The following is a 14036-nucleotide window of genomic DNA, read 5'->3' on the forward strand; positions in this document are numbered from 1 at the left end:
GCCGCTTCAACGCGGATAAAAAATCCTCAGATATCATCCCCTGCCAATCGCAATTATGTTACCCGCGTAACTATCATAAACTCTATCTCCATCAGAATAAACAAGTAATAGCAAAGAACCGCAGAAGCTCCATTACCAGTTATGAGATAGATGTCTGATTTGATGCCGCGAGATATATCTCCGGCGATATCAGATGGTGGAAAGACGGTGGGAGAAGAGCAGCAAATCCTTGATCCAGATAGAAAAAACAGCATTTCTCATCGACATACCACTTGCGAAAGAATCAAACATGGGTACTATTGGACATGGCTTCGGTATGGACCTTAGTTACCTAACGCGGCTTACCAAATGCCACTCCCCCATGACTTCTGTTGTTGCCAGAGATAGGTCGGCTTAGGACCTTCACTCTGGAAATCAATCACCAATCACCCGCAAGCGAGCAGGAGCGAACATGAAGTGGCCAACATACATGCAGGCAGAACCGCACCGGACATCATTTTACCCTGAAGATGCGGAATCTGTACCCGCGTTTGTGCCGATACTTACCCAGGGAGTTGAAGGTATCGGTAACCTACCCTCTCCAGTTACCGTGGCATCCGGAACTGAACTTATCCAGCAGGGCCGCACGGTTGCATCCGTATATCTGGTGCGCCGTGGCCTCGTAAAGCTTGTCTACCTGAGCGAAAGCGGTGAAGAGATTACGCTCGGCCTACGGTCGGTGGGCTGGTGGGGCGGCGCTGTTGCCGCAATGCTGGACTCGTTCAGCGCCTGCTCTGTCCAGGCAGTTGGCGAATGTGAAGTGATCCGGATCTCCGGCAGGGATTTTCGCGAGCGGCTCAAGAGCAATCCTTCGATGATGGGGCATTTTCTCAAGGCACTGTGCAACGAGAATGCCTCGCAGACGGAAGCGCAGGCGCGTGTCATGTCCGGCACGGCAGCCGAGCGTCTGACAATCTTCATGCGTGAGCGGCAGAAGAAGAATCCCCGTTGGCAAACGATCGATCCACTGCCCATGCTGAAGCAGATGGAATTGGCGCAGCTTCTCTCCATTACCCCTGAGCACCTGAGCAGATTGCTTAGCCGCATGCGCTCAGAGCAGCGTAAGCAGCCCGCGTAAATCCTCTCACTCCAGTGAGACGATCTGCGCGGCTGCTTCCCTGCCCTCACGTTGTAATACTTCCACTGCTGGAGAGCTCCCGTTGCAATCAGGCACCAAATACCCATTGGGTAAGGAATAATCCGAGTACTGCAGCCAGAAGAGCCGCCGGCATCGCGATGAGTCCGACTTTCAGGAAGTCGATCGCCTTAACGTGAAGCCCTTCGCGACGCAGTGCCAATAGCCAGAGAATTGTAGCCAGCGATCCGGTGACAGAGAGATTCGGCCCTAGGTCGACGCCGATGAGCACAACATGCGTGAAGAGTGAAGGGATATGCGACCGGGCGATAATTGCGCCGGCAGCCAATCCCAGAGGCAGGTTGTTGACCAGGTTATTTGCGGTCGCAACGACAAGGCTCGCAATCAGTGCGCCAGATATGGAGCCCATGGCAATAATCCGGTGAAGGCCCGCTTCTAGAGTGCCCAGCACCCCGGTGGTTTCAACCGCGTTTACCAGGACAAACAGCGCTGCTACCAGCGCCAGCGTTGCCCAACTGATCTCCCGCAGCAGTGGCAACGGGTTCATCCGGCGCTGTATGCAGACCGCTGACGTGATCACGATGGCCGCAAGGCAGGTTGGCAAGCCCAGGTCCATCTTCAAGGCTGAGGCCCCGAGCAGTACGCAGACCACAACCGCGATTCCCACAAGCACGGACTTGCCATAGCGATCGAGAGCGACTGTCTCCTCTGCCTCCTCTTCGTCAATGCGGCCGCTCAGCTCTTTCCGGTACCACACGCGTAAAACGACGAAGGTCGTTGCGATGGAAAGCAGGGATGGAATGAGGAATGCCTTCAACCAACTGCCCAGGGGCGGCATCGCGGTGTGAAAAACAACAAGATTTGCTGGATTCGAGATGGGCAGGACGAACGATGCGGCATTCGCGATCATGGCGCAGGCGAAGAGGTAAGGCAGCGGATCGACTTTGGAGCGCCGCACTGCTGTAAGGATGGCCGGGGTAAGCACAACCGCGGTTGCATCGTTGGACATACAGGCGGTCACAGCAATTCCGACTGCGTATGTTAGTGCGAACAAGCGGCCGCGGGAGCCTCGCGAGGCGTGTGAAGCCGTGGCTGCGACCCAGTCGAAGACTCCGTTCTCCCGCGCCAGCTCGGAGAGCAGCATCATCCCGATCAGAAAGAGGTACACGTCCGATCCCTCTGAAATGGCGTGGATAGCCAGACGCAGAGGCACCAACCGAAGCGCGACAAGCAGGCACGCCCCCGCGCTTACCCAGTACACCTCGGGGATGCCCCGTGGCCGCCAGAGCATCAGCAGAATGCTGAGTGCAACGATGGTGATCAGAAGTGGCTCGGCAATCACAAAGGGCATGGTCTATAGATGCCCCAATGCGACAGTGTTCACGATCGGAAACCGCTCGGTGGGCGCTGCTCTTCCTGTATCCAATGCGTCCTCAAATTGAATGCGAGTGGCTCCCGTGGAAAGCAGTGATTTCGTAGCCGACGGCTTTCCGGCTGCCGGGGGGATACTGCTTGGGCAAAAACGGAATGATGCGGGAGAAAGGATGCTCAAAGCCTGCATACTGTCGAAAGCATATGCGAAGCAGCATCCGCTTTTGACACATTCACGCGTGACTGATACATTCAAAAAGAGTTGAGCGCTAAGGAACGAGGCGCTCCCGCTTCTATCAAGTCCCCGTCGTCCAGTGGCCTAGGACACCGCCCTTTCACGGCGGTAACACGGGTTCGAATCCCGTCGGGGACGCCAATAGAATAAATAATTTAGAACTTGACATGCGGGATTGTGCTCACTTTTAGGCAAGAGTCAAGCAAAGTCATTTCAGGAGCTTGCCCTAAGATGACTCCGCGCTGCCCGATGTGCAGCAATTCAACCAAGCAAATCCATTACGTAGGTCGTGGTATTTAAAGCCAAACAGTCTTGGACGCGCTCGCAGCGTAGTAAATCTGGCCTCTTCTACCTCCTTCATTTACTGATTCCTGTATTAGCTTCCGTTCGTTAGCCTCTTCGAGCTAGTTGGCGTTGCGCTCCCCTGCACGTTGAGATTCGAAGTCCATCAGCCGTTCTCGTGCTGCGCCCTCTCCGAACGTGCCCCATCGCATGCGTGTCGCCTCGATACGCTGGCTTTTTCGTCCGTGAGCGCAATCGTCAATATGCAAGACCATATGGCATTCGGTTCGGAGAGCCATCAGTTATTCTTGATTCACGTTTGACTGGGTTCCTGGGGGCAAATTGGGCAATATTGGAGACAAACTTTTAGCTCTTCGTCAAGGTTGGGGCCTTTCGCTTAGAGAGGTGAAAGAGCGAAGCGCCCGGTTGGCCGAGGAGTGGGGGAATGACGCCTACCAGATTTCCGGCAGCTGGCTGGCGAGACTGGAGCGTGGCCGGCACGAAATGACGGTGCCCAAATTGATTTCTCTCGCCACGATCTATAGCGAATCCCCAGAACGCCTTCTTCGCGACGCTCACCCTGATCCGAAACGCCTCTCCAGCGACTCACGCTTTTTACCGAATATGACTGTGCTCGTGAGCGGTGGTCAACTCGACGCTCAAGCGCACCAGATGCTTCCCGATGGAATGGAGGCTTCCCCTATTCCCGAGGCGACAACGCTGCTTCCAGCCGATGGCACATTGAGTTCAAACCATCATCGCCGCGCCATCATAGGGAAACGGGATCTTTCGTTATCTCCGGCGATAAAGCCTGGCTCGATTGTGAGTGTGGATACACGATCCAAAGCGATTGCCGGCCGACAGAGCTGGAATCACGAGTTCGATAGGCCGATCTACCTTCTCTTGACCCACGATGGCTACGTGTGTGGCTGGTGTGACCTGGATGAATCTGGCACCTGGCTGACCCTGGTGACTCATGCCTTGTCGAAGCAACCGTTTCAACGATGGCGCTACCGTAAGGATGTCGAGGTGGTCGGTCGCGTTGTAGCCGTGGCTATCCGGCTTGTGAGCTAATCCAACGACTAAAGTGCACGTTGCAGCTCGGAGAGCATAGGGCGTGGAAGTCGCGCTGCCTCACAGAAATGAAGCAAACGCTCAGCCATGAGGCAATACGCAGCGGCAGTGTTTTCCGCGTAGTTTCCGAACCAGCTTTCCAGGTTTGCCGCCCGCTCAGCTGCCCGCAGCCTATTCACGTGCCATTCAATCTCTCGTCCGATCATTCGTAGCTCCTCGGCTTCAGAGCTGGCTACCGGATGCCATTCGTGGACATAAGCTGCCATCGCGATCATCACTTTACTGTTGTGATCCAAAAGCTCCAGGCCCTTCATCCCTCCCACCATCCGCCAGACCTCTTCCGGGGGCAAGGTCTGTTCATCGTCCAAAACAGATGAAGCGTCTCGATTGGAAGTGTGTTTGGCCAGCAGTTCGAGAGCCGAGTGATCCGTTTCCGCCAACTGCGCTATCAGATTCTGCCAGGGTGTCTGTGATCTCCGCCGCGAGCTGGCAATCCCACGAAACATGAGGACGCCGAGAATGGCAGCAAACACAAAAACGGCGATAAGGAAGAACATCATCTGACCATTCATCGACGAGCTCTTTTCTCGATAACGGACAAGTCTCTATCCGCAATCTCTCGGATTCTACGTAGTTGGGAATCTAGCTCCCCGTTTCCGGTCATGGACACCGGGACATTCATCCACAGTATGAAAATCCAAAAAGTCAGGCAGACAAGGTAGGCCGCCATTCTGATGTGGGAGAGCACGACATAGGCATGATCTCCGTGGCTCAATCCGAAGTAGGTATGAGCTGTCTCGATGATCACCTCGACAAACGAATACAGCCCAAAACCCTCGGAAATACGCGCGGCGTGCGTTCTCAGTGGCAAGCCAGTCTTGAGGGATAGAAATATCATTCCCGCGAGAAGCTCACTCATGAGGACCGAGGTAAAGAAATTCCCTTCGATCATGACGCGCTGGATGGCCAGGCTGGTGCTGGGGGCTGCCAGCAGTGTCAGTACCCCTGCGCTCAAGATGCTTGCTGCTACCCAGTAGGTGAGGTCTCTCCTGACATCTGTTGCCCACCGACCGCCCGGACGAAATACATGGTACGCAATTTCGAAGACGACAGCCGCCTGCAGGACTGCGTCAACAACCGCGAGGGACCAGTACGAGTAGAAATAGTCCGCTTTCGTTCCATGCCGTTGAATCTCGAAAAGCGCAATGGTCCTGATGAGAGCTGACCCGACGAACGCGGTGAAGAGCGGGAAATGGCGCGCCCGGCGCCGGATGAACAATACAGCGAAGAGGAGGGTATGACCGGCAAATCCGGCAGCCCAGAACAGGAGATCCATGCTGATGAGTTGCGTCGCGAATTCTCCTATTCCGAGAGCCAGATGACAAAACGATAGTTCGATTTTATGCCGGCAGGAGGATGGACCGAATGATTTCCACAATATTGGGCGAAGTCGGTTCTGGGTCTGTCCCCGTCACTCCCTGAGAGGTAGAGCTCTGAGTTGGCGCTGAAGAAGATGCAGTCGAAGTGCTTGTTGTGGACGCACGCACTACAGGGCTGGCGAGCAAGCCCAGAACGAGAACAGCAGCAAATGCTTTTGCACTTAGTTTGAACATGGTAAGTCTCCTGATCAGCGCTAATTGCGCTGCGCAGAGACTAGAAAGGTGGGCCGACTATTCCGATCGTTTCTCGCGAACGTTACTTATACGTCATAAATATGTTTTCTCCTTGCATCAGCACCTTCTATGTGAAAATTAGCCTGAATCAGCAGAAAAGAGTGATAACTGTCCAGGGAAGTAGATGTGGGTTACGGATAAGCGACAAAATGAAGAGAAATCTGGATATCAGCTATATGCCGTGAGCGAACTCAGATCCGCGACCAAGCGAATACAACTCCCGCAATCCCGAGCGGAGCCAGGATCTGACGTACGGCATCACGCAATCGAGGAGGGAGCTTCGGACGCTCGAGTGCAATACATCTTGAGGTGTCCGTGTGGTCGACGCCTGAATGGCTTGGCGGAGACCGGTTTCGGGATCCGACTTTTACTAGGGGCGCTTTGCATCGGAAGGATGAATTGCACGATGGCTTGGCCACGCTCAACCGGTGCAAGCATTGTGCCGGATGCGTTCAAGAGCGATTTCAGTGCGAGAATCGCACGTCGGTGGTATCTGCGCATCGCAGCATCATCGGGTGGGGTGGAGCCACGTGTCTTTGGTGAGAGACATCTTCAAGGCGAAGTCGAACTCTGAAGATTAGCTCTACCCGTAGTGACTTTGATCGGAACTCGCACGCAACTCAACCGAGCATCAACAGATATATCGCTATTCCCACACCGAATGCGGCCAACAAGAGAGAGAGCCGTTGCCGGATGGGAAACGCCTGGCGTCCACCTCCCACTCTTCAGCGCATGGATCGTTTTCACGTGGTAGACGGTAGCTGCAACATTGACGACGATCCCAAGCGCCACAAGGGCCACGCCAGATCGTATGGATATGCCTGTGCTGTGGACAGCGCTTCCCGAGACGAGGCGGAACTGCCTGAGGAATAGGCCGAAACGGGAGACAGCAAAACCGATACCCATCAAGGCAAGCCCTGTACGAATCCATGCTAAAAAGGTTCGTTCGGCCGCGAAATAGATTCGAGGGTCGTCATAGGGTTCTGCCATTCAAACACGCTCCATCTCAAGACGGCGGGGCCGAAGCGTTTGCGGGCAACGTCTCAAAGGGTGCGCTTCGGGGCCATCCAGATTCGTCACAGGCTTTTCACCTTTGCCTCATTGCCGTGCCGGAGCGTTGCCAATACGAAACAGTTGACCTTGTTGCGCTCAATTTCAAGAATTAATCCGTGGATTCACCTTGTGCGTAATGTCCCTTATACGACCCCTCACATGCTGATTGCACGATAAGCATCCGGTTCACTTTAGCTACCTCCGCACGAATACGTTGGCAGCAGTCTCCATCGATCTGACGGTGCCTCAAGGAGCAAACTCAAACCCTCAATGTGAAGTTCACATGCGCGAAGTCTTAGAGGACGCACTTCCTTAAGACTAGCCGGAGGTAATCAAAGAGGAAGAGCAGCTATGGACAGCAGGCCAGTACAAAATATTCAAGACACGTTTCTCAACACGGTCCGCAAAGATAAGACTCCGATCACAATCTACCTGGTCAGCGGCGTAAAACTGACCGGAAAAATTCGCTCTTTTGACAAGTATTCCTTGTTGCTGGAAAACAACAGTCAAGAGCAACTCATCTTCAAGCATGCGATCTCGACCGTGTCCAGTAGCCGGCCCACCATGCTTGTCCATCGCGGCCCCGGTTCCACCATTTTTGAAGATCAGGCTCCAACGCCGGCACCGGCCATGGTCGCTGCCAGTCGCGCCTCAGGCGCCTAATTCTCCCGTCAGTGGCTTGAAGAAGTCAACGAGAGGCCATTTCGATGGCCTCTTTTCTTTTCGTGTTCCAGGTTGCAATATATTGCGCTTCAAACACCCCTGCATCATTGCGCAAGTGGACCTGTAGGTTCCGTCAGAATTGCACCGATCGGGGTGTCTGCGCGTGGGGCGTCATCCTGGCGGAATGGTCATCCTGATTGCGATTCCCGTATATCCATAAACGAGAGTCATGCGGGCTCCCGTCCCCTGCCCTGCGACTGAGGCTTGACCGAATCCGCAGACCGATGCAATCTCTCCTGCGACAAGGGTGCACGAGCACCCGAGTCCAGGAAGTTGCCGTAGCGATTTCCGAGGTTGGTCGCAAACCGAGAAAGCATTTTTCATGCCAAGACGGATCCTGAGCGCCGCCTGCCATTTGAGGTAAAATCGATATCCAAAATTGAGTTAAGCGCAACGCTTTGTTATCCTTGCGCCCGATTTTCGGCATCTCATAATCAAAGATTGTGAGGAGAAACGCATGACGGAACGACTGCGCCCAGAGCGAACTCATTCCTCGCGGTACAGTGCATCAGAAAGCGTAGGTCCAAGAGAAATAAGGCTTTCGACCGGCGTCGAGGGTCTGGACAACATCCTGTCCGGAGGTCTTCCGCAAGGACACCTCTACCTTTTGGAAGGCGACCCGGGAACAGGAAAGACGACCCTTGCGTTGCAGTTTTTGCGGCAAGGCGAAGCAACCGGCGAGAGAGGGATGTATGTGACTTTGTCGGAGTCGAAACGAGAGTTGAAACAGGTTGCGGCGTCCCATGGCTGGTCTATTGATCCAATCACCATCTACGAGACCATTCCGTCGGAGGAGGACCTTGGCGTCGATGCTCAATACACGGTTTTCCACCCTTCCGACGTAGAACTTGCGGACACCATGACCGCCATACTCAAGCAGGTGGCTGAGGTAGACCCGCAGCGCGTTGTATTCGACTCTCTCTCCGAATTCCGCATGCTGGCGCGAGATCCTTTGAAGTACCGGCGCCAAATACTGGCGCTGAAACGATACTTCGCTGATCGCAATTGCACCGTCCTGTTACTGGACGACCGGACCGCGGAAGGCAATGTGAACGACCTGCAGCTTCAAAGCATCGCCCACGGTGTGATCAAGATGCAGAGCCTGGAGCGTGATTTTGGAGTGAAGCGGCGCCGGATTGAGATCCACAAACTTCGTGGCTCCTCATTTCGCGAAGGCTTTCACGACTACATCATAAAAACCGGCGGGATCGAGATCTATCCACGGCTGGTTGCCTCTGAACACAAGCCCGGTTTTGAGAGAAAACACGTCCCGAGTGGGTTGAAGGAATTGGATGACCTCTTTCGTGGAGGCATCGACACAGGAACGAGCACCTTACTCATCGGTCCGGCCGGTTGTGGCAAGTCAACCATCGCACTCCGGTATGCGGTATCCTCTGCCCGCCGCGGCGAGAAGGCGATCATCCTGACGTTCGACGAATCCATCGCGACACTGATTGAACGAGCTCGGGGGTTGGACATGGATCCAACCGAGTTTTTGCAGGAAGGCAGCCTCGAGATTCAGCAGGTCGACCCGGCAGAGCTTTCCCCTGGTGAGTTTGTCGCCAGAATTCGCAGGCTCGTTGATGAGCAGGACTTGCGGCTTGTTGTGATCGATAGTTTGAATGGCTTTCTCAACGCAATGCCGCACGAACGGTTCCTCGCCATGCAGTTGCACGAGCTGTTGGCTTATCTCGGGCAACAGGGGATCGCAACTCTCTTCACACTGGCGCAGCACGGCTTCGTGGGGACTACCGAAACGCCGGTAGACGTCAGCTACTTAGCAGACACAGTTTTGCTGTTCCGATATTTCGAACGTGCCGGAGCCATTCGTCAGGCATTGTCCGTTGTAAAGAAGCGGAGCGGACCGCATGAGCGCACAATTCGAGAGCTCATTTTTGGCGAGGGAACAATAAAAGTAGGGCCTCCGTTAGCAGAATTCGAAGGCGTTCTTTCGGGAAGCCCCACATTCACAGGGCCAACAGCGAGGGAGGGTTCGTCTGAAACAAGACAGTAACACGTACTCTGTTGAGGCGCGGACCATCATCATGGCGCCCACAGGGCGCGATGCGCAATTGATTGCGGCGCTTCTCGAGAGATCAGCCCGGCCATGCAAGATTGTGACTTCCGTATCTGAGCTCTGTGACGAAATCCGGATAGGTGCGGGTGCTGCCATCGTGACTGAGGAGTCTCTCCGAGGAGACGCTATGCAGAAACTGGAGCCAGTACTGCAAGAGCAACCTTCGTGGTCTGACTTCCCTATCATCCTGCTCGTCTCCGGCGGGCGGGTCACAGCGGAAAGTGAGCGTCTTCGCCATTTGCGAATACCGATTGGCAACGTACTTCTTCTGGAGCGGCCTCTTCGCCCTGAAACGCTCCTTGGCACTCTCGAGGTCGCGCTCCGGGGGAGACATCGGCAGTATCAAGTCCGGGATCAGATTGAACAGGTAATTCAGGCACAGAATGCGCTGCGACGCTCAGAGAAGCTGGCAGTCACCGGTCGATTGGCTGCGAGCATTGCGCATGAGATAAACAATCCATTGGAATCGGTTACGAATTTACTTTTTCTGCTGCGCTCCGAATCGAGCCCGGAGAAAGTAAGAAAATATCTTGATCAGGCTGAACAGGAACTCGCTCGCGTTACGGAAATAACGAAACATACACTTCGTTACTACCGCGAACCGAATAAGCCGGTCGAAGTAGACGTAGAGACACTCCTCGATTCGGTTCTCGCCTTATATCACTCGCGCCTCCAGGCAGCTCACGTAGCAGTGCAAAAGGAGGTTCGTTTCGTTCCCGCTTTCGCCATTACAAATCCCGGCGAATTGCGGCAGGTTGTCGCAAATCTTATCGGGAACGCTCTCGATGCCATGCGGAAAGGTGGAACTCTCAGGCTAAGAATCAGGCGGGAAAGCGCAATTAGAATTCAGAAGCCAAGCTTGCTCGTCACTATCGCCGATACTGGGTCAGGCATCAATCAGGATTTACTTCCAACCATCTTTGAACCCTTCGTAACCACGAAAGGTGAGACTGGGACCGGCCTGGGTTTATGGGTACTGCAGGAGCTTGCAGAAAAGAATGGATGGTCTGTTCGCGTTCGCAGTTCGACAAGTCCTAAACACCGTGGGACAGTGTTTTCTGTTCTCATCCCGCTGCAGACTTCTCGTATCAACCTTGTGGCTTAGTTAGATGGAAGAGCAGTCCTCATTGTCCCGATAAGGGTGCCAGCGCACGATCGTGACGCATGACAGACTCGTTTCCTCTGCTCTCAATACTCGTCAAGATTCTTCGTTGTCATGCGTTCTGGAACAAAGCGATAGCCGATCGGCTGTTAGGTAGGTTTTGACGCACTATGCCTCTACCTGAACACATTCAAGAGCACCTGGAAACGATTGCCCGCCACGAGAAAAGCTTCCTGGAGAGCAGATCGTTTGGCGAAAACATAGCCGATCGCATTGCTTCTTTTGCGGGCACTCTCGGATTTGTGGTCCTTCATCTCATCATCTTCGGAGTTTGGATCGTATGGAACTCGGTGTCGATTTTTCGGACTCACATTGATCCCTTCCCTTTCCCTCTGCTCGATACGGTGGTCGCGTTAGAGGCCATCCTTCTGGCCAGCTTCATTCTGACGAGACAGACCAGCCTGGCCAAGCGTTCCGATGAACGAGAGCATCTCATGCTTCAGATTCTTCTCCTCACGGAGAAGGAAGTGTCGGCACTTGTGAAAATGAATCGTCTTTTGGCCGAACGAGTTGGGATCAAGGAGATCGCAGAAGACCAAAAGCTGGAAGAGCTCGAGCAACCGACTCCGATTGATGAAGTCGCTCAGTCGATTCAAGAGCGCATTCATCCCGAACTATAGGTCAACCTGGCCCTGTCTCTCCCTTTACGCATACTGCTACGGAAAGTAGCGCAATATCGACGTAGCCTCAATCAAGCAGGCGCGAGGGCTGCCTGACTGGACTCTGTGATGAGGATAAGAGATTCTCGCGTAGGATGGAGACGATGGAAGAGGATGCATCCGAAGTTCGCACTGGACGCATGTCCTATTGGTATCGCCGCCTCTTGCTGCTCGCAGTACCACTCATTCTTTCAAACCTTACCCAGCCGCTGCTCTCAACCGTGGATGCGATTCTATCCGGTCATCTTCCTGGCCCAGCGGCGCTCGGCGGTGTAGCGCTCGCGGGCACCTTCTTCAACACGATCTACTGGACATTCGGCTTTCTCCGCATGGCGACGACTGGACTTGTCGCCCAAGCGCACGGAGCGGGTGAGCATGATCGACTATTACATCACTTCGGTCGTGCATTCGTTACTGCACTGCTCATCGGTACGGCGATACTACTGGTTCGAAAACCACTCATCTCGATCTCGCTTGGCCTGCTCGGCGCCGGGCCAGAGGTCCATGCCAACGCCCAAATCTACTGTGGAATCCGTATCTGGTCTGCTCCTGCTGCGTTGATAAATTACACGGTCCTGGGTTATCTGCTGGGCACGCAGAGGGCACGTACCGCTCTCGTCCTGCAGGCGTTTATCAACCTCGTCAACGTCGGATTTGCGCTTTTTCTCGTCCTCTATCTTCACTGGGGTGTTGCCGGCATTGCTACCGCCACGTTCTTCGCCGAATGGTCAGGATGCCTACTTGGCCTTGGCATCCTCGCCACCAGTGGGATTCACTTCCTACGCTTTCGTATTCGAGAACTTACCAATCGCCACACGCTTCTACATCTCTTCAGCCTGAACCGTGACATCTTTCTCAGAACACTCGGCCTGGTAGCTGCCTATGCCTGGTTCACTCGCACCGGCGCCCGTACTGGAGATGCGGTGCTGGCAGCCAACGCTGTCCTGCTGAACTTCCAGATGATTGCTGCGTATGGCCTGGATGGCTTTGCAAATGCCGCAGAAGCTCTCGTTGGGGAAAGCGTAGGTGCAAGACGGCAAGGCGATTATCGCTCGATTCTCAGAGCTGTAGCCTTCTCGGCATTAATCGTTGCTGCAATCATTTCGCTTGTCTACTGCGTATTCGGCGTACAGATCATCGCACTCTTCACCAATCAGCAAACGATCCGCGCTCTCGCATCGCAGTTCCTTCCGTGGGTCATTCTCCTTCCCATCGTTTCTGTCTGGAGCTTCCTCTTGGATGGAATCTTCATCGGTGCCACCCGCGGCGCGGACCTTCGCGACAGCATGTTCATATCCTTCCTGGGCTTCCTCGGCCTCTCACTCCTGCTCGGTCATGCCTTTGGCAACCATGGCTTGTGGGCGGCAATGCTTGCCTTCATGACGTTGCGAGGTGTCACGTTGGCTGTCCGCCTACCAAGACTCGAGAAGGAAGCTTTTGCCCTCGTCCACGCGAGCATTTGATCCGTTCACAGATATGGTGAAAGGCTTCGGCCAAATTTATCCGAAGCCCATTCCTGGGATTGTCAGCATCCCTAGATTCTTGTACGGCCTCTTCCAAATAAGAGAAAAAGAAGCACGATAATAAGGATGATGTCCAGGCCACCGCCCCCGTAGTAGCCAACGCCAGGGCCCACATAGTAGCCGCCACCACCCACCGCCAGAATGAGTACGATCAAAATTACAATCAGCATGGATTCTTATCTCCTCTGCGCCTCTGCGAATTTTTTAGTAGATGAATGAGTTAAAAGGCCTCAGCCGTTGAGGTCGTGAATAGCCTGCCCTGCAGCTTGACCGAGGCTCCCCGCCGCTTCTCTTGCTTTGCCGGCTATGCGATCGATGGAACCTTCGCTGGCCAGATCCGGATCACCGCTGAGTCTACCTATGCCCTCTTTCAAGGCACCGGAGAATCCTTGTCCTTTGCCCGCGACCCGTTGCTGAGTGCCCCATCCAAATGTCTTACGGGCCGCCCCTTCGACGGCATCTGAAGCTGTTGCATATTGGGGCTCCGACTTTAGCACGTAAACAATCGCTGCACCCAGACCGATTCCTGCTACTAACCATGGAAAAGCTCTCATATGACACCTCAGGGATTGAGATGCAGGGTAAACAGCCGCAACAAACCTTACTCCAGATTTAGTCTTCGAGTGATTTGCCTTGGGCGTCAGTACCCCAACGAGTGACGGGGTTCTGCTCGTGCTGGCCTGTGAAAATCCGGCGAGCTTGTCGCGCCCATAGCCAACACGTAAGACCCAAGGTCAGAAAAACAGACTGCGACGCCCTTGCGGTCTGCCATATATAGCCGAAGACAATAACACCGATGACTGCTCGGCTAGGGACAAGAAGAACCAAGATTTAGCTTTCGAATCCCCTCCGGGCCCCCGATAGGATAAATAAACAATCGGCATTTCGGCTGTATGGCCGATCGGGTTCTCGTCTCCAATCACAGCGCCGCGTTTAGCGTTTCCTTATGCGTGTGCAGGATCACGGTCGAGCGGATTGTCTTGATGCCCTTAATCGCGTGCATCCGCTCCCAGACGAGTTTCTTGTACTCATCTAGATCCTTCACCAGCACGCGGCGCTGTGATTGGAG

Annotated in this window: 12 protein-coding genes and 1 tRNA gene; 8 read left to right on the plus strand and 5 right to left on the minus strand. The window is 54.3% G+C overall.

All coding sequences use genetic code 11. The features are described 5' to 3' along the window. The first annotated feature begins 451 nt into the window (after positions 1-451). Positions 452-1117 (plus strand): Crp/Fnr family transcriptional regulator, encoded by a 666-nt coding sequence (locus tag QM649_RS06095; RefSeq protein ID WP_415198131.1) that lies wholly within the window; start codon positions 452-454, stop codon positions 1115-1117. An 88-nt stretch (positions 1118-1205) separates the two neighbouring features. Here QM649_RS06095 and QM649_RS06100 read toward each other — a convergent pair whose 3' ends face one another. Next, positions 1206-2486, minus strand: coding sequence for an arsenic transporter (locus QM649_RS06100; protein WP_415198132.1), 1281 nt, complete (start codon positions 2484-2486; stop codon positions 1206-1208). A 320-nt stretch (positions 2487-2806) separates the two neighbouring features. Between QM649_RS06100 and QM649_RS06105 the strand changes: the two genes are divergently transcribed. Further along, positions 2807-2882 (plus strand) — tRNA-Glu (locus QM649_RS06105). 567 nt (positions 2883-3449) lie between these two features. Beyond that, positions 3450-4097 (plus strand): XRE family transcriptional regulator, encoded by a 648-nt coding sequence (locus QM649_RS06110; RefSeq protein ID WP_415198133.1) that lies wholly within the window; start codon positions 3450-3452, stop codon positions 4095-4097. Between the two features lie 8 nt (positions 4098-4105). On the opposite strand, the gene QM649_RS06115 is transcribed toward QM649_RS06110, so the two are convergent. From QM649_RS06115 to QM649_RS06125, 3 genes are all read right to left on the minus strand, one after another. Then, positions 4106-4669 carry a hypothetical protein gene (locus QM649_RS06115; RefSeq protein ID WP_415198134.1) on the minus strand — a complete coding sequence of 188 codons (564 nt, stop codon included), beginning with the start codon at positions 4667-4669 and terminating at the stop codon, positions 4106-4108. Beyond that, on the minus strand, positions 4666-5433 hold the full coding sequence (locus tag QM649_RS06120; protein ID WP_415198135.1) for a hypothetical protein: 768 nt from the start codon (positions 5431-5433) through the stop codon (positions 4666-4668). The genes QM649_RS06115 and QM649_RS06120 overlap by 4 nt, the downstream gene beginning before the upstream one ends. An 889-nt stretch (positions 5434-6322) precedes the next feature. Further along, the gene (locus QM649_RS06125) at positions 6323-6760 is read right to left on the minus strand and encodes a YidH family protein (protein WP_415198136.1); all 438 of its coding nucleotides are present in this window, start codon (positions 6758-6760) and stop codon (positions 6323-6325) included. A gap of 414 nt (positions 6761-7174) precedes the next feature. Between QM649_RS06125 and hfq the strand changes: the two genes are divergently transcribed. From hfq to QM649_RS06150, 5 genes are all read left to right on the plus strand, one after another. Then, on the plus strand, positions 7175-7486 hold the full coding sequence (hfq, locus tag QM649_RS06130) for an RNA chaperone Hfq (protein WP_415198137.1): 312 nt from the start codon (positions 7175-7177) through the stop codon (positions 7484-7486). Between the two features lie 517 nt (positions 7487-8003). After that, positions 8004-9560, plus strand: a complete 1557-nt coding sequence (locus QM649_RS06135; RefSeq protein ID WP_415198138.1) for an ATPase domain-containing protein — start codon at positions 8004-8006, stop codon at positions 9558-9560. Between the two features lie 190 nt (positions 9561-9750). Then, complete coding sequence (locus tag QM649_RS06140; RefSeq protein ID WP_415198139.1) at positions 9751-10728, plus strand: sensor histidine kinase; 978 nt, start codon at positions 9751-9753, stop codon at positions 10726-10728. Between the two features lie 167 nt (positions 10729-10895). Continuing rightward, positions 10896-11405: a DUF1003 domain-containing protein gene (locus QM649_RS06145; protein ID WP_415198140.1), complete on the plus strand. Its 510-nt coding sequence runs from the start codon at positions 10896-10898 to the stop codon at positions 11403-11405. Between the two features lie 143 nt (positions 11406-11548). After that, a complete protein-coding gene (locus QM649_RS06150; protein WP_415198141.1) occupies positions 11549-12907 on the plus strand; it encodes an MATE family efflux transporter in 1359 nt (452 codons plus the stop codon). Between the two features lie 71 nt (positions 12908-12978). On the opposite strand, the gene QM649_RS06155 is transcribed toward QM649_RS06150, so the two are convergent. Further along, positions 12979-13137, minus strand: a complete 159-nt coding sequence (locus tag QM649_RS06155) for a DUF3309 domain-containing protein (RefSeq protein WP_415198142.1) — start codon at positions 13135-13137, stop codon at positions 12979-12981. Between the last annotated feature and the right edge of the window lie 899 nt (positions 13138-14036).

This window comes from Silvibacterium sp. (genome assembly GCF_047605705.1).
Taxonomy (GTDB): Bacteria; Acidobacteriota; Terriglobia; order Terriglobales; family Acidobacteriaceae; genus Silvibacterium.